This is a genomic window from Thiovibrio sp. JS02 (genome assembly GCF_053485635.1).
Genome location: NZ_CM130715.1, coordinates 3053865 through 3075006, shown reverse-complemented (window position 1 = coordinate 3075006; position 21142 = coordinate 3053865). Strand labels below are relative to the sequence as shown.

Annotated in this window: 19 protein-coding genes; 9 read left to right on the top strand and 10 right to left on the bottom strand. The window is 61.1% G+C overall.

Annotation, left to right across the window (positions count from 1 at the left end):
- Positions 1-9 precede the first annotated feature (9 nt).
- From ACUUL3_RS14100 to ACUUL3_RS14070, 7 genes are all read right to left on the bottom strand, one after another.
- Positions 10-144 carry a hypothetical protein gene (locus tag ACUUL3_RS14100; protein ID WP_448552372.1) on the bottom strand — a complete coding sequence of 45 codons (135 nt, stop codon included), beginning with the start codon at positions 142-144 and terminating at the stop codon, positions 10-12.
- Positions 145-363: 219 nt separating this feature from the next.
- The gene (locus ACUUL3_RS14095; protein WP_448552370.1) at positions 364-1686 is read right to left on the bottom strand and encodes a hypothetical protein; all 1323 of its coding nucleotides are present in this window, start codon (positions 1684-1686) and stop codon (positions 364-366) included.
- Complete coding sequence (locus ACUUL3_RS14090) at positions 1683-2426, bottom strand: outer membrane lipoprotein-sorting protein (protein ID WP_448552368.1); 744 nt, start codon at positions 2424-2426, stop codon at positions 1683-1685. The genes ACUUL3_RS14095 and ACUUL3_RS14090 overlap by 4 nt, the downstream gene beginning before the upstream one ends.
- On the bottom strand, positions 2423-2626 hold the full coding sequence (locus tag ACUUL3_RS14085) for a hypothetical protein (RefSeq protein ID WP_448552366.1): 204 nt from the start codon (positions 2624-2626) through the stop codon (positions 2423-2425). Before ACUUL3_RS14085 ends, ACUUL3_RS14090 begins: the two co-directional genes overlap by 4 nt.
- 40 nt (positions 2627-2666) lie before the next feature.
- Positions 2667-3914: an ABC transporter permease gene (locus ACUUL3_RS14080; protein ID WP_448552364.1), complete on the bottom strand. Its 1248-nt coding sequence runs from the start codon at positions 3912-3914 to the stop codon at positions 2667-2669.
- A complete protein-coding gene (locus tag ACUUL3_RS14075) occupies positions 3907-4605 on the bottom strand; it encodes an ABC transporter ATP-binding protein (protein WP_448552362.1) in 699 nt (232 codons plus the stop codon). Before ACUUL3_RS14075 ends, ACUUL3_RS14080 begins: the two co-directional genes overlap by 8 nt.
- Before the next feature lie 74 nt (positions 4606-4679).
- The gene (locus tag ACUUL3_RS14070) at positions 4680-5021 is read right to left on the bottom strand and encodes a DUF1104 domain-containing protein (protein ID WP_448552360.1); all 342 of its coding nucleotides are present in this window, start codon (positions 5019-5021) and stop codon (positions 4680-4682) included.
- Positions 5022-5567: 546 nt separating this feature from the next.
- Between ACUUL3_RS14070 and ACUUL3_RS14065 the strand changes: the two genes are divergently transcribed.
- Entirely contained in the window at positions 5568-7226 is a 1659-nt protein-coding gene (locus tag ACUUL3_RS14065; RefSeq protein WP_448552358.1) for a methyl-accepting chemotaxis protein, read from the top strand.
- Between the two features lie 69 nt (positions 7227-7295).
- On the opposite strand, the gene ACUUL3_RS14060 is transcribed toward ACUUL3_RS14065, so the two are convergent.
- A complete protein-coding gene (locus tag ACUUL3_RS14060; RefSeq protein ID WP_448552356.1) occupies positions 7296-8105 on the bottom strand; it encodes a glycosyltransferase in 810 nt (269 codons plus the stop codon).
- 27 nt (positions 8106-8132) lie between these two features.
- The gene (locus tag ACUUL3_RS14055; RefSeq protein WP_448552354.1) at positions 8133-10064 is read right to left on the bottom strand and encodes an ASKHA domain-containing protein; all 1932 of its coding nucleotides are present in this window, start codon (positions 10062-10064) and stop codon (positions 8133-8135) included.
- Between the two features lie 308 nt (positions 10065-10372).
- Here ACUUL3_RS14055 and ACUUL3_RS14050 point away from each other — a divergent pair, with 308 nt between their 5' ends.
- The 3 genes from ACUUL3_RS14050 (at position 10373) to ACUUL3_RS14040 (ending at position 14932) form a co-directional block, all read left to right on the top strand.
- Positions 10373-13129, top strand: coding sequence for a PAS domain-containing hybrid sensor histidine kinase/response regulator (locus ACUUL3_RS14050; RefSeq protein WP_448552351.1), 2757 nt, complete (start codon positions 10373-10375; stop codon positions 13127-13129).
- Between the two features lie 212 nt (positions 13130-13341).
- Positions 13342-14628, top strand: a complete 1287-nt coding sequence (gene rfaE2, locus ACUUL3_RS14045; RefSeq protein WP_448552349.1) for a D-glycero-beta-D-manno-heptose 1-phosphate adenylyltransferase — start codon at positions 13342-13344, stop codon at positions 14626-14628.
- 103 nt (positions 14629-14731) lie between these two features.
- Positions 14732-14932, top strand: a complete 201-nt coding sequence (locus tag ACUUL3_RS14040) for a hypothetical protein (RefSeq protein WP_448552348.1) — start codon at positions 14732-14734, stop codon at positions 14930-14932.
- On the opposite strand, the gene ACUUL3_RS14035 is transcribed toward ACUUL3_RS14040, so the two are convergent.
- Positions 14898-15446, bottom strand: a complete 549-nt coding sequence (locus ACUUL3_RS14035; protein ID WP_448552346.1) for a hypothetical protein — start codon at positions 15444-15446, stop codon at positions 14898-14900. The two genes, ACUUL3_RS14040 and ACUUL3_RS14035, sit on opposite strands and share 35 nt — an antisense overlap.
- Positions 15447-15774: 328 nt before the next feature.
- Here ACUUL3_RS14035 and ACUUL3_RS14030 point away from each other — a divergent pair, with 328 nt between their 5' ends.
- The 5 genes from ACUUL3_RS14030 to ACUUL3_RS14010 all read left to right on the top strand — a co-directional run bounded on the left by ACUUL3_RS14030 (position 15775) and on the right by ACUUL3_RS14010 (position 21139).
- Entirely contained in the window at positions 15775-16491 is a 717-nt protein-coding gene (locus tag ACUUL3_RS14030; RefSeq protein ID WP_448552344.1) for a FlgO family outer membrane protein, read from the top strand.
- Between the two features lie 75 nt (positions 16492-16566).
- Complete coding sequence (locus ACUUL3_RS14025; RefSeq protein WP_448552342.1) at positions 16567-17430, top strand: FlgO family outer membrane protein; 864 nt, start codon at positions 16567-16569, stop codon at positions 17428-17430.
- Positions 17431-17445: 15 nt separating this feature from the next.
- A complete protein-coding gene (locus ACUUL3_RS14020; protein WP_448552340.1) occupies positions 17446-17997 on the top strand; it encodes a hypothetical protein in 552 nt (183 codons plus the stop codon).
- 36 nt (positions 17998-18033) lie between these two features.
- On the top strand, positions 18034-20034 hold the full coding sequence (locus tag ACUUL3_RS14015; protein ID WP_448552338.1) for an Ig-like domain-containing protein: 2001 nt from the start codon (positions 18034-18036) through the stop codon (positions 20032-20034).
- Positions 20035-20203: 169 nt separating this feature from the next.
- Positions 20204-21139, top strand: coding sequence for an Hsp33 family molecular chaperone HslO (locus tag ACUUL3_RS14010; protein ID WP_448552336.1), 936 nt, complete (start codon positions 20204-20206; stop codon positions 21137-21139).
- The last annotated feature ends 3 nt before the right edge of the window (positions 21140-21142 follow it).

Sequence of the window (21142 nt, the reverse complement as noted above, 5' to 3'; positions counted from 1 at the left end):
CCGGCCGGCTCACCCATCCCGGTCCGGCGAGTTTTTCAAGAAATCGAGGACATACTGGATGACCAGCACGAAAACAAAGACCGACAGAAAAACGGCAAGCCAATCCAGCAGGCCGCCAGCATGGCGAAGGATCCAGTCCAGCATCGTAGCCCCTTGTTTCGCGATTCCGCTCCGCGTCGGCCAGCTTCGGGACGGGGCCCGGCGGGAACCCAGGCATCGGCGCAAGTTTTACCGGGAGCAGCTGATTGCAATGCCTTTGGGCAAGGACGTGACTCCCATCTTGCCCAAGGCGGCGGGGTTGCGTCAAGTAAAACAGTAAATTAAATTCTTGTCCTCTGCCTGCCGGCATCTTTCCCAAGGCGGCTAAAAAAAATAACGGAGCCGTACTTCCACCTTGCCGCTGTTCTGTTTGTCGCCGTATTCGGTGCTGGCGGCGCCGTGGAGCGCCATCAGGCGCAGGCGCAGCTCCCAGTTGGTGAAGCCGGTGTAGACCGCCTCGGGGGAGAGCGACCAGCTCTGGTCGTCGAGGTTGGCGATGGCGGTGAGGCCCGGGGAGAAGTAGAGCAGGTCGAAGGGCTCCTTCTGGCTCAGGCGCACATAGAGATAGTTGCGGCCGCTTTGCGCCCTGTCGTATCCCGACTCGGAGGCGGCCTCGGCCAGCTGGAGCAGGGCGTCGTTCCCCGTTATCAGAAACTGGCTGTAGCCGTCGGCAACGAGCTGGAAAAAGCGATCCGTTTCCTGCTCGGTGTAGCCGTCGTCATTGTGATAGAACTCGACAATGGCGGTGAGGTCGGTTTCCGTCAGGTAGCGGGCGCCGAGGAGATAGCTGGTGTCGCTGGTTTCCCGCAGGACAAGGGTATCCCCGCTGAGCACCTTGTACCGCTGTTTGGGGATATGGGCCAGTTCGCCATGCACCTCAAGGTTGGCGGCCAGGTTTTTGGAAAAATCCACCCCATGGCGGGTGGTCCGGCTGTTGCCGCCGTACCAGAGCAGATCGATGTCCGTATCCCTGTAGAGAAGGTAGAGCTTGGCCGCCAGATTCACATTCTCCCGTTCGCCGAAATCCTCGTTCACCCCTTGCCAGACCGGCAGGGCCACGCCGGTGAGGGCCACGGTCCGCAACTCGCCGCCGTGGCTCTTGATCAGATCAAAGCCCGCCCCGAGATACCCTTCCATGGCTTCTTCCGGATTATTGGGGTCCTTGGCCCGGTCGATGAAGCCCACCGGATTCCAGGCGTATCCCTTGCCCCATTTGAAAACCTTTTTGCCCAGATCGAGGGTGAGGTTCGGGGTCGCCTTGAGGCTGGCATACCCTTCAAAAACATCCGCCCGGTCGCTCCAGGCAAGATCGTCCTGCGCGCCGGTTGCCTGCAGAACCCAGTTGAAGGTTGTCATCCCCCGGCCCACGCTGCCGTCAAGCTGCAGGGTTGAACTCAGGCTCTCCAGGGAGGAACGCGGGTCTTTGTACAAATTGAGGGCCGAGAGGGCTCCGTCCTGGTTGATATCGCTGCGGTCCCATCTGGCCTCCACATACCCTCCCCACGCCCGGTCTTTTTTCTCGAACTCCTCCAGGTCGAAGCCGTATTCCTCTTCCGCTGCGGCCAAGGCGGGGAAGGCGGGGAAGGCGGCAAGGGAGAGGAGTCCGAGCAGGGCGGCAAGGGTTTGCCCGCTGGGCGTTTTTATCACCGCAGCTCCTCGATCCGGGGCAGGGCGTTGAGGGTGAATATCTCGTCGGCCATCTCTTTTTTCCGGATCTTGGCATAGATCATGACCGACTTGTAGCCCTTGTAGAGGGGGCTGTCCGTTTCTATCACCGAGGGGCGCTTCAGGCCGTCGCCGAAATCCTTGAGCTCCTTGTAGTGCAGGGTCTTGATCAGCATGCCGCTCACCGCGTAGCAAGCGACGGAGGTAGGCACCAGGGCTTTTTTGTTCACCAGCATCTCGATTGTATCGTAGGCCACGGCCCCGCTTTTGGCCTTGAGGGTCAGGAGGTAGTTCTCGCCCTGCTCCACGGTCTTTTCCACCGAGTATTCCGTGGCGTAATCAAGGCGCAGGATGTCGGCATTGTTGAAAACCCCGCCCACCACCGATTGCAGGCTGGTGATGCGCAGGGGCTTGCCCACATTGGGGATGTGGAGCCACATGTTGTCGCCCAGGCGCAGGGTGGCGCGGCCCTTGTCGCTGGCCGGAGAGAGAAACAGGGCCACCACCTTGTCGTCGCCTTTCTTGAGGCTGTAGAGGACAAACTCCTTCTTGGCGCCGTCCGGTTCGATATTGATCAGCTTCCGGTACATTTCATAGGATTGGGGCTGCAGGTTGCGGTCCACCTTGGCAAGGATGGCGTTGCCGTCCAGGGCCAGGGCTGGGGCGGCCAGGGTCAGCAGCAGCAGGAGGAACGCGGGCAGCAGCCTAATCGGTGCGTTCATTGCCCCGGCTCCTTCATGCTCTGCCGCAGGGCGCGAACCTCCTCGCGCAGGGCCGCCAACTCCTGCTGCGGACAATTGCGGGAATCATGCCGGCGCAGCAGGCGAAAAAGCAGCAAGGCCAGCAGGGCAAAGAGGATGAGGCCGAAAAACGGCTTGAACCAGAAAAAGAACGGGCTGAAAAAAAAGGGGGTACACCACATGATCGTTCTCCTTGAAAAAAGGGGTTATTTGTTTGTGCGGTTATACATGCCTGAGCGCGGCAATGGGGTCCATTTTCGCCGCTTTCCAGGCGGGCTGCAGACTGGCCAGCACGGAGATGAAGATGACCATGGCCAGGATGGGCGCAATCTGGCCGACCGAGATGGCCGGCTGCAGGAGCAGCCCGGTCTGCATGCCGAAATTGAAGGTGATTGCCGCGCTGTTCAGTGCGGCAATGGCCAGCAGGCTGATGACCGTGCCTGTTGCCGTGCCGACAATGGCCAGCAGGAATCCCTCGGCAAGAAACAGGGCCAGGATCTTGCCGGGCGTGGTCCCTATGGCCGCGATGGTGCCGATTTCGCCGATCCGCTCGTAGACCGCCATGATCATCACGTTCATGATGCTGACCAGAACGATGGCCACCAGCATGACCTTGATGAAGAGGGTCATCAGGTCGATCATCCTGGCGATATTGTAAAAGGGCGAGAGTTTTTCCCAGGAGTGCACCTCGAAGACCGGCATGCCCTCCTTGTTGGTGAGCCCTCCGAGCTGCTGTTCGAGGCGCGCGGTCACGGCGGGCAGGTCGTCGATGTCCTTGAGGCGCACCGCGATCTCGCTGATTTCCACCCCGCTGATCCGCAGCAGCTCCTTGGCATCGTCGAGGTGGATGGTGCCATCCCGGCCGCCGGGCCCGGAAATGCCATCAAGAACGCCGTGCACCGCAAAGGGCTTGCCGTTGACCGAACCGTCCCGGTTGGTGGCCACCAGCACCACCGTGTCCCCCACCGTAACCTGCATGCCCTTGGCCAGCAGCGTCGGAATCAGGACGCCGCCCGGAACCAGCAGCTCCTCGCCCGCTTTTTTCTCCGAGACGCGGGAAGCCAGCAGCGGCATGGCCCTGAATTCGTCCTCCGGAACCACGGCGTTGAGGCGGATGTTGGTCGTTTCGGTGAAGTTGCTGAACATGGCCCCCAGCTTGAGACGGAGGGTGAAGGATTCCACCGCCGGTTCGGCGCGGAGAACCTCCTCGACCTTTGCCATCTGCTTGGCGTTGAGGTTGCGATTGAGCGGCAGGCTGTCGATGGAGGCCACATAGCCCTTGCGGTGAATCTGCACATGGCCCATGACCGAATCGGTGATCTGGCCGATCATCAGGCTTTTGAAGGAGCCGGACACGGCGATGAAAAGAAGAACCGAGACCACGCCGAGGGCGATCAGGGCCGTGGTCAGCAGGGTTCTCCGTTTGTAGCGCAGGAGGTTTTTGGCGGCGATTTTCACGATGTTACGCATAGATTCCTCCGGTGTCGGTCTGTTTCAGCGCGCCGTCTTCCAGGGTGAAGATGGTTTCGGCATTTTTCACCACCTTCGGGTCATGGGTGGAAAAGATGAAGGTCGTGCCGAATTCGTCGCGCATTTCCTTCATCAGGGCAATGATCCTGTTGGCTGTTTCGCGGTCCAGATTGGCGGTGGGCTCGTCGGCCAGCACCAGCTTCGGGTTGGTGATCAGGGCCCTGGCCACGGCAACCCGCTGTTTCTGGCCGCCGGAGATCTGGCCTGGGTATTTGTGCGCCTGGTCCGCCATGCCCACCGCGGCGAGCACCTGGGCGATGCGTTTTTTCCGTTCCGCCTGCGGCCAGCTCTGCACCATGAGCAGGGGATACTCGATGTTTTCATACACGGTGAGGACCGGGATCAGGTTGAAGTCCTGGAAAACAAAACCGATATGCTCTCCCCGGAAACGGGCGCCCTCCTTGCGGGAAAGCGTGGAGACATCCGTGCCGGCAACGGAAAGCATGCCGGCCGTGGGCGGATCCAGGCAACCGATCATGTTGAGCAGGGTCGATTTGCCGCTGCCTGAGGGGCCGACAAAGGAGACGAACGAGCCCGGCGCAATGGTGAAATCGACTCCACGGATTGCCTGTACCGCGACCTCTCCGGACACATATGTTTTTTCAAGTCGTTTGGCTTCTACAAGCGACATGGCGTCTTCCTTAGTGTGTTGGGCAAAGAAAAGGGCCGTCCGTGGCGGCCGGCCCCGGAAAATATATGGCGCGCCTATCTGCGGCCGCCACCGCCCATTCCGCCCATTCCGCCCATGCCGCCACCGGAGCCGCCCATGCCTTGCTTCCTGCCGTTTTTCTGGCCGGAGCCGTCACGCGGGGCATTCTCCGGCTGTCCCACGGCTTTTTGCCGTTCCTCCGGGCTCATTTTCTGGACCCGGTTCTGCCATTCGTTCTGGAAGGCGTTGCGCTCTTCCACCGTGGCTTCTTTCATGCTGCCCCGTTTCGCCGCCAGCTCCTCATTGGTCATGGCGGAATAGTCGGTGGCGGCAAGGACCGGGGTGCCGCCAAGCAGGGTAAGGGCAAGGGCTGCCAGCATAATCTTTTTTGTCTTCATGGTTGTTCCTCCATTGTGGTGTTCATAACGGGCGCAAACGGCATTGAATAATCCACGAAGTGTGCCTGATTTTTTATCATCTTAAAAAAAGAGCGTAAAAACAAAGAAAAAAATTTTTCAGCCGACCGCGGCAAGGGCGGAGCCTCGCCGCTCTGTGGAATTATTACTCAGCCTGGCCGGCGTGGCTGGATATTTTTTATGCGGGAATGTTTCGCGCCTGGCAGGAGTGAAAAATGGGATCGCGAGACGCATTGTCCTGACAATGCGGCAGGCATGGAAAGCCTGCTGTTTCACGTGAAACCGGCGAGGTTTTCAACATCCCTGGTCGGAAAGACAAAAGGGGAGAAATGTGTCGCGATTACGCCATGCTTTGCCGCGCGATCAACAACTGGTCAACAGGGAAGCAACAGGTTGTCAACAATTTTTCCACAACCCCGGCGGCAGGTTGCCGCCGGGTCGGGAATCAGTTGACAAGGATTTCCCTTTCTGCCTAACCTGTTTTTGTGGTGCGGATCCGGGTCTGTCATAAATTTCGGAGGAATGAAGATGAATATCTGGCTCATTGGTGCGGGGGTGATCATTGTTGCCCTGGTTGCGGTCGCGGTTGTCAAGGGAGGCTCTCTCGGGTTTTTGCATCGAATGAAGGTGGGGACGCGCATCGGCCTGATCATTTCGGTGCTCATCGCCCTGCTTCTTCTCGTCGCCGGGGTGGGGATCAGCAAGATGGCCAATATCGGCAAGGAACTCCAGCGGATCGCGGAGGACGACATTCCGCTCTCCCAGTATCTCTCAGAGATTGCCGTCTACCAGTTGGAGATGGGGCAGTGGTTTGAGCGTGGCTTCCGGCATGGTGAAAATGGCGATGCCGCCGGGATGCAGGAAGCCTTGAAAGCGATCGGGAAAAATGGCGACGCCGTGGGCGAGGTTGTCGACAAGGCGGAAAAGCTGGCCGAGGAAGGGATGCGGGCGGCCGAGACCGATGAAGACCGGCGGGAGTTTGAGATGGTGCTTGGCAAGCTCAAGGGGATTGAGAAGGAACATGAGCAGGTCGAGGAGCACTATGTTGAAATTTTCGCGCTGCTGGCGGCCGGGAAAATCCATGAGGCGGATGCGCTCGGCAAAAAGGTAGAGCTTGAAACCGAGGAGGTGGACCAGGCCATCAAGGCCCTCATGGAGGAGGTGGAGCGCTTCACGGCCGCAGCGGCCCAGCGGGCGGAGCATGACCAGAAGGCGGGCTTGAACCTTATTCTCGTCTGCACCGCCGTGGCCGTCCTCGCCGGCCTCGCCCTGGGGTTGATGGTCAACAAGAGCATCGCTCTGGCCCTCGGCAATGTCCGGACCATTGCCGACAATGTGGCGGCGGCAAGCCTGCAACTCAGCTCCACGGCGGAAGAGGTTTCCCAGGGCGCCAGCGAGCAGGCCGCGGCGGTGGAGGAATCTTCCGCCTCGGTGGAGGAGATGAGCGCCACCATCAAGCAGAACACGGAAAACGCCCAGCAGACCGAACGCATCGCCATGAGCACGGCCAGGGATGCCCAGGAGTCCGGGCAGGCGGTGAAATCCACCGTTGAGGCCATGCGGCATATTGCCGCCAAGATTTCCATCATCGAGGAAATCGCCCGCCAGACCAACCTGCTGGCCTTGAATGCCGCCATCGAGGCGGCCAGGGCCGGCGAGCACGGCAAGGGCTTTGCCGTGGTGGCCTCCGAGGTGCGCAAGCTTGCCGAGCGCAGCCAGAACGCCGCCGCGGAAATCAGCGAACTTTCCCGCTCCAGCGTTGACGTGGCGGACAAGGCCGGGGAGATGCTGGCCAAGATTTTGCCGGATATCCAGAAAACCGCCACCCTGGTGCAGGAGATCAGCGCCGCCAGTGTCGAGCAGAATGCCGGCACCGAACAGATCAACCAGGGCATGCAGCAGCTCGATACCGTGGTTCAGCAGAACTCTTCCGTTTCCGAAGAGATGGCAGCCACCGCCGAGGAGCTGTCCGCCCAGTCCGAGGAGCTGCAGAGCCTGATCGCATCCCTCATTGAAGTGCAGGAGGGCCGGCAGGCGGTCAAGAAGGGGCATGCCGGGAAAACGGAAGGGAAAAGACCCGGCAGGGGGTGGAAGGAACCGAAAAAAGGCACTGTGCTGCAGCTTGGCATGGGTGGACACCAAAAAAGCGGGAACGATCATCTTGATGATGAGTTTGAGCGCGTGTAGCTCTGAAGCAGGCAGACTCCTGAAGATGGGCCTGTGTTCCGCAAGGGGAATACGGGCCTTTTTTCGCTCTTACGCCCCGGGCAACCGGGCCGGCCGCAGCCATTTTTTCAGGAGAAAGCGGGTGCAGTCGCCCAGGATTCTGGCCGGGTCGACGCCGGCTTCCGGCCAGGGGGCAAGGGATTGCCGCGTCGAGCTGACCACGGCGCCGGCCAGATAGTAAAGGCGCCAGCCGGCGCGCCTGGCCCGCAGGCAATAGTCGGCATCGGCATAGAAACCGGCAAAGCCCTCGTCCAGAAGACCGATCTCCTCCAGCGCCTCCCGGCGAAGAACAAGGGCGGAGGCCAGGAGCCACTCCGCCTCGAAACTTTGCAGATGGTCCTGTTCGCTTAACACGTGCCGCGCAAGATGCCGGCCTGGCGGCAGGACGTGCCGCAGCGGGGTGTGCAGCAGGCAGAGGGTGGCAAGCCCAGGCGCGGTGCGGACCGAAGGCACGACCAGACCGTTGGCCGCCACGATTCTCGGGGCAACGATCCCGGCTTCCGGGGTTTCTTCCAGAAAAGTGAGCAGGGTCAGGAGGCTGCCCGCACGGAAGCGCAGGGCATCGTCCCAGAGGGAGAGATAGCGGCCACGGGCCAGGCGGAGGGCATGGTTGATCGCCTTGGGCGCCGGGTCCGGATCAGGGTTTTCCAGGATGGTGATGTCGGGAAATTCCCGTTCGAGTTCGCTAAGCCCCTGGCCGTCCCCCGCATTGGCGACCACGATGACCTCGAAGCTCACCGGATCGGCATGGGTATAGAGCGACTCCAGAAAGCCGGACAACCCGGCGCCATGTCCAGGGCGAAGGAGCAGGCAGAGCGAAAGATCGGGTTGGATTTCCATGGTCCCCCTCGGCCCTGAAGAGCCGGACTACTTGCGCGGCAGCTTTTCCTTCACCGTCGGAAAAAGGCTCATGTCGGTATGGGGCAGGAAGAGCGAGGCCATGTAGTGGTTCATGAACTGCGGGCTCTCGGAGAGCTCCAGGTTGGTGATCAGCGAACTGACCACCATGCGTTCCCGGAAGCGGACATGGTCGGTGAGGCTGATCTGGCAGCCGAGCATGGAGCCGTTGCCCAGATAATAAAACTTCTCCCGGGGGATGTCCGGCAGCAGGCCGATGCAGATGGCCCGCTCCAGATCGATGTAGGCGCCGAAGTTCCCCGCCATGATCACCCGGTCCAGATCAGCAAAGGTCATGCCCACCGATTCGAGGAGGGTGAGGTAGCCGGCGTACATGGCGCCTTTGGCCCGGATCAGGTTGTCGAGATCCACCTCGGTGATGGCGATATCCTCGCCCATGAGCGCGTCCTTACCCCAGGCCAGCACATACTCGTAACCGTCCGCCCCTTCCCGGATGCGGGGATGGCTGAGGGCGCGGTCGAATTTGCCCTGCTGATCGATGACCCCGGCCTCCAGCAGTTCGGAGACGATGGAGATCAGGCCCGAGCCGCAGATGCCGCAGGGTTTGATGCGGTCGATGGTGATGATCATCGGCTCCAGGGTCTGCGGATGGATGCTGAAATTTTCAATGGCCCCGGAGTTGGCCCGCATGCCGTGCTTGATGCCGCCGCCCTCAAAGGCGGGCCCGGCCGAACAGGCGGCGCAGACCATCCATTCCTCGTTGCCCACCACTATTTCGCCGTTGGTGCCGATGTCGATGAAGAGGGTGAGGGCTGGGCTTTTGTACATCTGACAGGCATGCACGCCGGAAATGATATCGCCGCCCACGTAGCTCGCCACCGATGGGTAGAGGAAGAGACGCACCGAGGGGTGGGCATGGATGCCCAGGGATGCCGCGCGGGTCAGCGGGAAATGGCTGCAAACCGGCACATAGGGCGCTTCGCGCAGATATTTTGGGTTCAAGCCCAGGAGCATGTGGCTCATGATGGTGTTGCCGGCGGCCATGATGTAGCTGATGTCGCTGGGGTTGATGATCACCTTCTTGCACACGGCGTCGATCACCGAATTGATGGTGCGGACCACCTTCTCCTGCAGGGTTCTGAGGCCGCCGGGCCGCTGGGAATAGATGATGCGGGAAATGACGTCTTCCCCGCAACTGATCTGATCGTTGTAGGAGGAGGCCTCGGCGATCACCTCGCCGTTGTTCAGGTTGATCAGCACTCCGCAGACCGTGGTGGTGCCGATATCCACGGCAAGGCCGTAGAGATTGCCCGTGGTGTCGCCCGGTTCCAGGGCGATGATACGGTCCGGTTCCTCGCTGCGCTTGCCGCGCAGGAGGATGACCGTCACCTCCCAGGCGGATTCGCGCAGGGTAAAGGGCAGCTCCATGAGCAGCTCCGGGTGGTCGTAGGTCGGCTCTTCACAATCGTGGCATTTCTTTTTGATGGCCCGCATCAGGCGCTGCAGGTCCGGCACATTGTCTTCCAGGGTCGGGGGATCGAGCTTGAGGAACCGTTTCTCCACCGGCGGCGCCACCTGCCAGGAGCCGATCAGATGGTCCAGCGAGCGGGCCGAGATGGCGCGGGTGGTTTTCGGCTTGGCGGCAAGGGCCTTGCCGTCCTTGCTGGTGGCGGCAGGGATCGAGACCACCACGTCCTGGTTCAGCGAAGACTGGCACGCCAGGCGGAAGCCGGCGGCATGCTCATCGGCTTTCAGCTGCATGGCCTTGGTGGCGGCAACATCCCCCTGCTCGATCTTGACCTTGCACTTGCCGCAGACACCGTCGCCGCCGCAGGCGGCATGGATATAGAGGCCGGCCGCGGCTGCGGCGGCAAGGAGATTTTCCCCCTCCTCCACCTCGATGGTGAGGTTGTCGGGCAGGAATGTGACCTTTTTTTTCATCGACCTCTGTCTCCGGAGAATGGGTTGCGGTCCTGCTGAGTAACAATTTCCACAAAGATAGCAGGAAGGCGGTGCTTGTCAAGCATCCTTTCCGCGCGGAAAAGATCGGGCAATCATGCCGGCGGGGGACCAATGCGTCCTGTTCCGTCTCGGACGCCGGACTTTTTTTTGCAGAGGATAGCTGTTTACACCTCCGGGCCCGGTTCGTTATATATGTTCTATATAATGGTGTTATCTTTTCCAGATGCGGTCGAGCGTGGGGGCGTTTTCCGGCCAGAGAACAAGGATGTACCGCCAATGGAGATGGCGTGGAACAACGACCTTCCTACGAAGAGCTGGAAGCAATGGCCGCGCGGCTTGCCGAAGAATTGCGCGTCTGCCGGGCCGGCGACCGGCAGGCGCGGGATGCCCACCTGCGCCTGCTGGCCATCCTCGACAGCCTGGATGCCATTGTCTACGTGGCGGACATGCGGAGCTACGAACTGCTCTTCCTGAACACCTACGCAAAAAATCTCTTCGGTGACATCACCGGCAAGATCTGCTGGCAATCCCTCCAGGCGGGCCAGACAGGGCCTTGCCCATTCTGCACCAACGACAAGCTGCTCAATGCGGCCGGTAGGCCCTGCGGCACCCATGTCTGGGAGTTCCGGAACACCAGGACCGGGCAGTGGTTTTATATCCATGACAAGGCCATCGAATGGGCGGACGGCCGTCTTGTCCGGCTGGAGATCGCCACCGATATCTCGGCCCGCAAGAAGGCGGAGCAGGACTTGGCCGAGAGCGAGCAGCGTTTCCGGGCCATTTTTGATCAGACCTATCAGTTCATCGGCCTCCTTTCCCCGGAAGGCATCCTCCTGGAAGCAAACCAGACCGCCCTGGATTTTGCCGGGGTAAGGCGGGAGGAGGCCGTGGGACGCCCTTTCTGGGAAACCCCCTGGTGGAGGCATTCTCCCGAGATGCGGGCCCGGCTGCGACAGGCCGTTGCCGAGGCGGCCGCCGGGCGGTTTTACCGTTTTCAGGCGACCCATTCGGCCGCGGACGGCGGCATCCATCATGTCGATTTTTCCATCAAACCGGTCAAAAACAGCGCAGGCGAGGTGATCCTGCTCATCCCCGAGGGGCGGGACATCACCGATGCCGTCAAGACCCAGCAGGCCCTGGCCGAGAGCGAGCTGAAGTTCCGGGCCATTTTTGACCAGGCCTTTCAGCTTGCCGGGATTCTCACCCCGGAGGGCACCGTGGTCATGGCCAATCGGCAGGCCCTGGATTTTGCCGGCATCTCCGAGCAGGAGGTGGTGGGCAGGCCTTTCTGGGAAACTCCCTGGTGGACCCATTCCGGAGAGGTGCAGGGGCAGCTGCGCTACGCCCTGGGGCTGGCCGCCAAGGGACAAACCGCCAAATTCATCAGCACCCATTACGATAAGGCCGGGGAGCTGCATTACATCGATGTCTCGATCAAGCCTCTCCTCGACCCTGCCGGGCGGGTGGCGTATCTGGTTCCCGCAGGCCGGGACATCACGGCCAGGGTTAAAGCCGAGGATGCCCTGCGTGCCAGCGAGGAGCAGTATCGGAGTATTTTCGAGGCGGCCCAGGATGGTTTTTTCATCATGTCCCTGGCCGGGCAGGTGATCGAGGTGAATTCGGCGCTCTGCCGGCAGCACGGCTACAGTCGGGAAGAGCTTCTGACCATGAATCCCCTGGAGGTGGTCCACCCCGATTTCCGCAAGTTTTTTCCCATCATGCTCAAGGAACTCAACCGGGGCAATCCCTTTTACCTGGAGGGTTGTCATGTCCGGAAGGATGGCAGCTTTTTTGAGGTGGATATTCGCATCTCGCCTTTTGCCTATCAGGGTAAACCGCATATCTTCGGGGTGGTGCGCGACATCGGCGAACGGAAACGGGCGGAGGCGGAAAAACAGCTCCTGGAATCCCAATTGCGGCAGTCCCAGAAGATGGAGGCCATCGGCACCCTGGCCGGCGGCATCGCCCATGATTTTAACAATATTCTCACCGCCATCCTCGGCTACACCGATCTGGCCGCCCATCTGCTGCCGAAGGACAGCCCGGTGCTCGAACATCTGCAGGCCGTGGGCAAGGCCGGGGTCCGGGCCAGGGATCTGGTCAAGCAGATCCTTGCCTTCAGCCGGCAGGCGGAGCAGTCTCGCAAGCCCATCGAGATCAGCCCGGTGGTGAAGGAGGTGCTCAAGCTGCTGCGCGCCTCCCTGCCGACCACCATCGAGATCCGGCAGAATATCTGCGAGGGGTTGGGCACCATCCTGGCGGACCCGACCCAAATCCACCAGATCCTGCTCAATCTCTGCGCCAATGCCGCCGATGCCATGGAAAAGAATGGCGGCATTCTCACCGTGGAACTCTGCAATTACGAAGGGAAGATGCCGCCGGAAACCGGGGCGGAGGGCGCGCGGGCCTGGGTGCGCCTCTCCGTGCATGATACCGGCAAGGGGATTCCGGCAAGTATCCGGGAACGGATTTTCGAGCCCTTTTATACCACCAAGGAAAAAGGCAAGGGCACCGGCCTGGGGCTTTCGGTGGTGCACGGCATTGTCCAGAGCCATGACGGGAAAATCACGGTGGAGAGCACCCCCGGCCGGGGGTGCTCTTTTCATGTCTTTTTCCCCATCGTGGAGAGTCGCGCCTCCGTCGTTGCCCCGGACACCAGCCCGCCGGTTTCCGGGCGCGGCCGTGTGCTGCTGGTGGATGACGAGGAGGCGGTGGTGGTCATGGAGAAGGAGATGCTCGAATCCCTGGGCTACACCGTCACCGCCACCACGAGCAGCGTCGAACTCCTCGTCCTTTTCAGAGAGCGGAGCGCGGAATTCGACCTGGTCATCACCGACCAGACCATGCCCGTGTTGCCGGGCACGGTTCTGGTCACCGAGTTGCGGAAGGTCAGGGCCGATCTCCCCATCATCCTCTGCACCGGCTACAGCTCGGTCATCGATGAGGCAAAGGCCAAGTCGCTCGGGGTGCGGGAATTTCTCATGAAGCCATTCGACATCCGCCAGCTTGCCGCCGCGGTGCACCGGGCCCTGGCCGGTGGGTGAGGCAGCTGGTCCCGACGGGGCTCCCGATTTGGCCGGCCGATGGTTGAAACGCCGGGGATGGACTGATAGGGTTTGCGACCAAGCCCGCTTTGCCGCCTGCCGGGCAGCCTGCGGCGGCTGGGAAGGGGCAGGGGGGCTGCGGACCCTGGCAGCCGACGGCAGGGGGAAGAACTCGGCATTGACAAAAGCGCCATGGCGGGTAATTTGGAGCAATGGAAAATTCGCTGACAAACCTGCTTACCCCCTGTTCGCTGGGCTTTCTTCAGTTCGATGTCAAGCTGGGGGAGCCGGAAGCCAATCTGGCCGCCATCCGTGACGGCCTGGCCAAGCTGGCGCCAAAAGGGCCGGGGCTGATCGTCCTGCCCGAGCTGTTCAGCTGCGGCTTTGCCTATGCGGGGCTTCAGCAGCATGCCCTGGCGAGCACGGAGGTGCTTGCCGCTCTCCAGGAGCTGTGCGGCCGCTACCAAATCCATCTGGCCGGCTCGCTTCCCGAAGAACTGCTCACCGAGGTTGATTCCACCATCTACAATACCCTTTTTCTCGTGGGACCCAAGGGCGTTGTCGGCCGTTTCCGCAAGCAGCAGCTCTTCGCCCCCATGGCGGAAGATCGGTATTTCAGCGCGGGCGACAATCCCCAGGCCGTTGTCACGGATCTCGGCATTGTCGGCGCCCTGGTCTGCTATGATCTGCGGTTTCCGGAACTGGCCCGGGCCCAGGCCGGGCAGGGGGCCGGGCTGCTGGTGGTGAGCGGGCAGTGGCCGGCGGCCCGGCGGGAGCATTGGCGCAGCCTCCTTGTCGCCCGGGCCATCGAAAATCAGCTCTTTGTCGCGGCCTGCAACCGTTGCGGGGTTACCGGGGGCACCGAGTTCGGCGGCCATTCGCTGCTGATCGGGCCGGACGGCTCCCTGCTCGCCGAAGGGGGCAGCGGGACGGAAGCCGCGTTTCTCGCCATCGCGCCCGCCGCCATGGCGGCGGCGCGGCAGCGCTTCAATACGGTGGGGCCCGCGCCTTACCGCTTCAACGACCAGGACAAGATCCTGGCGCTGGAGGAACTTGCCGGTCTGGTGGGTCGTTACCGGACGGTCGGCCGCAAGGTCGTTTTCACCAACGGCTGTTTCGATATCCTGCACGAGGGGCATGTCACCTATCTGGAGGCGGCCCGGAAGGAGGGAGACTGCCTGATCGTCGGCGTGAACAGCGATGCTTCGGTGCGGCGGCTGGGCAAGGGGCAAGACCGGCCGGTGAACCGCGAGCTGAGCCGGGCCCGGCTGCTGGCCGCCCTGGGTTGCGTTGATCACGTGGTTGTTTTTGACGAGGATACGCCGCAGAGGCTCATCACCACCCTGATGCCCGATGTGCTGGTGAAGGGCGGCGACTGGCCGGTGGAAAAGATCGTCGGCGCGGCGGAGGTGCTGGCGGCCGGGGGCCGGGTCCTCTCCATTCCCCTGGTGGAAAACCATTCCACCACCGCCCTGCTTGCCAAGATCCGCTCCTTCTGATGCGTTATCGATAATTATTCCTGTTCTCATGATTCCCTAACAATTTCCGGTTACCATCCTGTTTTCAGCGGCCGGACCTCTGTTTTCCGGCAAAGGGGGGATTATGGCGGAAAAAAAGTCGATATGCGCAGGCGATGCCGCCTTGGAAAAGGCGGCCAAATACATCTGTACGATGAAGTGCGGGAAGTGCCCCATGGCGGCGGAAAAGGTCCAGTGCCCCAAGGCCTGCACCATGGAGACCTTGCCCTGGCAGTGCTGGGTGGCCTATTTTAAGAAGACGCGTCAGGGCGCGGTGAAAAAATAACAGGTGCCGGCGCTTCTTTCTGCTGGCAGAGGCAGGCGAGCCCCCCGGGCAACTCCGCGGGAGTCAGGCCCAGATCCAGGGCAAACCGCCGCAGTTCCGCCTCGGTGCAGTTGAGGCAGGAGGCCCGCAGACCTTCGCGCACCTCTGCCTCCTCCTGGCGGAGAAAGCTGCCGAGGGCTTTGCCGAATTCCTGGCGGAGACGCTTTTCCAGCGCGATGTCCTGGCGTTGGCAGAATTTGCCGAGCCGTTCCCAGTTGCAGATGGAGCGCCTGATGCCTCGATAGATCGATTTGTCGCGGTTTTCAGGGGTCAGATCCCGGAGGATGATCTCGCAATAACGCGCAACCGCCTGAGAGCGCAACAGGGCGAAATCATGCTCGTTCAACTCGAGTTGCGGCCCGTCCGGGTCTTCGCTCAGATAATAGATGGAGCCATGAAAGGCGATTTCCGGGATTTCCCCGGAATTTCTGACAATGATGGCTTCTTCCGCTAAAAAGTCTTCCTTGCTGTTCATTTCTTCATCCTGGCAACTGGCAGGGCGATAAAATTTTTCCGCCTGGCACGTCTGAGGATCAGCCGCAACAGGTAGAGATTTGCCGTCTTGCTCACACCACAGGTAGTTGTTTTTTGCCATCCTGGTCGCGCGTTGCGGAAAACCGCCCATGGCGAAGCGGCTATCCTCTCAATTTAAAACACATTTTTTATTAAAGAGAATTTGCCGTCGGTCCGATCATAAGGACAAACCGGCATGGCATCTTCCTGCCGTGGCCGGTGCGCGTTGCGGGAACGCGGTTTTTCGGCAGCGAAGTGAATGCGCACATCATAAAGGAGAAAGGAGACATATGCAATTTCCCCCTCGACGATTCTGGCCCAGGCTGGCGGTGTGCCTTTTTGCCCTCTCCCCCTCCCTTTTTCCGGCCCTTCTCCTCTTGCCGGCGGAAGCCGAGGCCTTTTGGCCCTTTGCGCCGGAACAGCAACAGGTGGCGCGCCGGCAAGGCGACGCCTCCCCTTCCCCCGATCCGGCCAGGGCGGGGCAGGTGCAGGAGGCGGCTGCCCTGCATGGCGAACTCAAGATAATGGCAGATACCTTGTTTCGCAACCTGGCAGATCCGGACCCCGAGAACGGGGATCTGGCCGACGGCATTTTTGTCTGCACCTTCGTGGATCTCAAGAAAATGTACCGCACCTCCTCCCTGGGCCGATATGTGGCGGAGCAGCTGATGAGCGAAATGCAGCAGCGCCGCTACACGGTTCTTGAGCTTCGCAAGAGCCGGGCGGTCATGGTCCAGGAAAAACGCGGAGAGTACGGGCTTTCCCGCGATCCTGACGAGCTGGGCGATAGCGTTGCCGCCGGCGCCATGCTCACCGGGACCTATGTCCAGTCCAAGGACAGCGTCATCATCAACGCCAGGATCATCGACAACCGCAGCGCCAGGCTTCTGGCCGCGGCAACGGCCATCATCCCCAGGAATCAACTGGCTGAACAACTGCTGGCGGACAGCGCCACCGCGAAAACGAAAACCGCCGAGCCCATGTATTTGAAACGGCTGGAGTTGTGATAGAATAAACTTGTCTTCACCACGATAAAGACGGATCTTTATATAGAAAGCGTAAAAGGGTTCAGGGAGGAGTGTATGAAAAAGGGTTTGCAGATGACCATCTGTTGCCTGGGACTGGTGCTGGTCGGCACCGTCTCCTGCGCGACAAAGAGCGCGACGCAGAAGGCGGCGTCGCCGGCGGAAGGGCAGGCGCGGTACTCGGCCGAAGGCAAGGCCATGGAAAGGAGCGCGGCGGCGGAAGAGGTTGCGGACACGGCAAGCGCCAATACCCCGACTCTGGAGGTGAATGTGGTGCAGGTGAACCGGAAGGAGAGCGGGGCCGCCCCTCCTGCCGCCCCCGCTGCGGAAAAAAAGGGCGAAGCAAGGCTCGGCGAAGTGAGAAGGGTGCCGACCAAGTATAATGTCTATCAGTACATGCCCGACACCTCCCAATCCCTGGGCACGGAGATCCTGCTTTCCGAGATATCCAAGGAGGTCGCCGGCAAGGTCTATTATGAGCTGAAGGAGGAAGGCGAAAATAATTTCACGGCCAAGGTGGCCGTGGTCAACGCGGTACCCCTTTCCGATCTCAAGCGGGAAACCGAGTTCGGCCGGGTCTTGGGGGAGTACCTGCTCACCGATATGGCGGACCGCGGCCTCAGGGTCACCGAACTGCGCATGGGCAAGGAAATCAATATTCTGCCCCAGACCGGCGAATTCATCCTCTCCAGAAACATCGGCGAGTTGGCCAATAACGCCCCCGAACTCGATTACGTGGTGGTTTCAACTTTTACCAATACCCGGAAAACGCTTATCGTGCAGGGGCGTTTAATCCGCCTCAAAGACGGGTTGGTGAAGGCGACCTGGCGCTATGGCATGCCGTTGAACCGGGAACTCCTCGGGCTCTTCCAGGCGACGGAATCCCCCTACAAGATTGCCGTCAAGGGCATGGGCCGCTGAGGGAGGATGATCGAGATGAAGACAGCAATGAAAATAGACGGAAGTTTCGTGCGGTGCGCGGCGCTGTTCCTGATCCTTGTCGGCGGCCCGGCCTTTTCGCCGGCCTGGGCCACGGAAAAGCCCGCCGAAGAGAAGGCGCAGCCGGCGGAAGAGGCAGCGGAATCCATTTCTCTGCGAAATTATTCTTCCCTCACCAGTCTGGTGGCCATGATCGGCCATGACGCCATGGCCCAGCTGCAGGATTTTTTTGATGTTTCGCCGGTGACCATCGAACCCTTTGTCGTGCTCGACGAATTTACGCGTAAGCAGAGAATCTCCATGCTGGGGGCGACCCTTGCCGATCAAATGGCCGCGGAAGTGAGCAACGGCTCCCTCGCCGTGTGGCGGCCGGCGACGAAGGGAGAGCATGAGCAGCGGGTATCCGGGCTGCTGCAGGAGGTGGACGGCTACCTGCGGGTCCATATCACGGCCGTCAACACCCGGGGCGAGCGGCGGGCCTATGTGGTCAGCGTGGAAATGAGCGAACCTATTTATCGGGCCCTGCACAGCTATGTCATCATTCCCTGAGGGGGGTGCGGGAAGCGTTGAACATCGGGTGAAACTATGGCAGAAGAAAAAAACGGCCTCGATATAGACGACTGGCTGGATGATCTGGAAGAAGACAAGTCCGGATCCCAGGCAGAAGAGCCCCTGGGCGATCTGGACCAGTCGGACATCGACGCCCTCCTCGGGGGAGGGGCGGAAGCCCCGGCCGGTGGGGCGGGCGATCTGGACCAATCCGACATCGACGCCCTGTTTTCCGCTGGCGGCAAGGAAGCCGCCCCGAAACCTGCCGCGGCCGCACCTGCAGCGGCCGCACCCGCCGCAGCCGGCGGCGCAGAGGAAGGGTTGGCCGAACTGGATCAATCCGACATCGATTCTCTTCTCTCCGGCGGGGCAGCCACCGGCACCCCTGCGGCAGCGCCCGCGGATATCGATCTGGACCAGTCGGACATCGACGATCTTTTCGCCGCCTCCACCGATGACGGCGGCAAAGCGGCTCCACCGGCCTCCGATGCCGGGGGAGCCGCGCCCAGCCAGGACGATGTCGATCAGCTCTTTTCGGATCTCGGCGAGGAGTCCGGCGGGGCTGAAACGGTCAATTTTTCCGATGTGGTCAGCACCGAGGCGGCCGGTTCGGCGGAAGAGGAGGAGGGAACCTTCGGTCTGCCCGATGATTCCGGCTTTGACGACGATGAGTTTGATTTCGGCGACCTGCCCGATATCCCGGACGAAAGCACGGTTGGCACGGCAAAACAGCAGGAGTTGGGCGGAGAGGATATTTTTTCCCCCAGCAAGGCAGCCGGCAAGGATTTGCCCGATTTTCTTACTGAAGCCACGGCAGACATCACCCAGGATGTGTCAGGAGGGGCCGGCAAGAAGGGAATGCCCTTTGCGCTGCCAGTCGATATGAACAAAAAAATAATGATCATTACCGCGCTCTGTCTCGTTCTTTTTGTCGCCGGCGGGGGATATTTTTTCCTGCGGGAAAAAAAACAGGAGCCGGCGGTTCCGCTTTCCTTGCAGGATCAACAGCTTGCCGGCCGGCCGGTTGGTCAACCGGTGCCGGAACCGGCTCCCAACGTGCCACCCATGGTGGTCGATTCCCAGCTGCGCATGGCCCAGACCGGCGAGGCGGTGCCCATCGAACTGACCGCCGTGGATGAGGACAAGGATCCCCTGCAGTTTGAAATCGTCACCATGCCCAAATATGGTCGGCTCTCCGGCGATGTGCCGCATCTCACCTATCTGCCGAACAAGGATTTTCCCGGCGAAGACAGCTTTGAGTTCCGCGTTTCGGACGGCCGGCACACCAGCAACCCCGCCAAGGTTTCCATCGTGGGTCCGGAAAAGCCGCCGGAGCAGATGGTGGCGGAAAAACCCAAAGAGATCGGGCCCAGGCGGCCCACGGTCGAGGCAAAGAACATCCAGCTCAATATCCTGAGCACCGAGCCGCTTGTCATCGATTGGAAAAAAGCCTGGGCCCGGGCCAACAGGGGCCCCTTTACCTCCAAGGTGTCCGTGGAAATCGTCGGCAAGGAGCTGCGGGGGACTTTAAGCCGCCTCGATCAGAGCCGGCACCGCTATGTGCCGGACAGGCATTTTGCCGGCAGGGAGGTTATCCGCTACCGCTTCAACCAGGCAGGCATCCGCTCCAAGGTGCGCGAACTGGTCCTCAAGGTGGCCCTGGGAGATTTTCCGCCGGAGTTGCGGCTCAGGCCCCTTGCCAAGGCGTACAGCGTCGGGGACAGCGTGGTGCTTGACGCCGGGGCGACCAGGGATGATTCCCCGGAAACCCTGGTCTTCAGCTGGGAGCAGGTTTCCGGGGTGCCGGTGCAGATGGAGGCGCTCAACGACGAGGCCTCCTCCATCTCCTTTGTGGTTCCCTCCACCTTTTATCGGCCCGACATGCCCAAGATCGTGATCCGGGTGACGGCCATCGATCAAAGCGGCCAGCGTTCGGGCAAGGATCTGGAGATTGCCACGGTTTCCCGGCGGAAATCGGCGCTCTGGGGCTTTGACAATGGAGATTCGTTTTCCGGGTCGGGAGGGGCATTGCGCTAGAAGGTCTTATCTCGATTCGCGGCAGGACAAACAAGGCCGCCGGCGTGACGCCGGCGGCCTTGTTTCTTTTTACGAAACCAGCTTTTTTTCTCCTTGACCGCCCGCCGCTTCCGAGGCATTACCGTCAAGAAAAGCGCGCGAGCGGAAAACCATTGCCTGGCGGTGCCTTATGCAGAAGAAAATCCTTCCGGAAAAGCTGGTCGGAGAGAATCCGGATGCCTTGCTCCGCTTTTTTCTCGCCGACCAGGCGGTGCGCGGCGTGGTGGTGCGCGGCACCCGCCTGGTCAACGAAATGCGCCTGAACCATGGCCTGGGCATTCTGGAAACCCTGGTTCTCGGCCATGCCTATCTGGGCGCGGCCCTGCTCTCCACCACCCTGAAGAGCAAAAAGGAGCGTCTCCGTCTCCAGGTCGAGTGTTCCGGGCCGATCAAGGGGCTTCTGGTCGAGGTGAACGGCGCCGGCGAGGTACGCGGCTATCTGCAGGCCGTACCCATCCCGGTGGAAAGTGAGCCGACCTCCTTTGATCTCGCCCCCTTTTTCGGGGCAGGGTTTCTCTCTGTTTCCCGCTACCTGGAGGACGCCAGGCGGCCTTTTACCGGGAAAATCATGCTGGAGTACGGCAATCTTGCCCAGGATCTCAGCAATTATTACCTCACCTCGGAGCAGATTCCCACCGCCACCGCGCTGAGCATCCAGTTCAACCAGGCCGGGGAGGTGGCCGGGGCAGGCGGTCTTTTCCTGCAGGCCATGCCCAACGCCGAACCTGCCCTCATGAAAGGGCTGACGGCGCGGCTCAAGGATTTTCCTTCCCTGGGGCGCTATCTGGCGCAAGGCGGAGAGCTTGGGGGGGTGCTGGGCGAACGGTTTGCCGACTTTCGGCCGGAGGTGCTCGCCAGGGGGGAGGTCAGTTTTCACTGTCCCTGCAACGGGGAGGCCATCAGCGCCCTGCTGCTTACCCTGCCGCCGGCGGATCTGGCCGAGCTCTTGAGCAAGGGGCCGTTTCCCCTGGAGGTGTCCTGCCATTACTGCAACACCTCATACTTTTTTACGCGGCCGGATCTGGAAAGGCTCAGGCTGGAACAGGCGGACGGCAAACGTCAGTAGGGG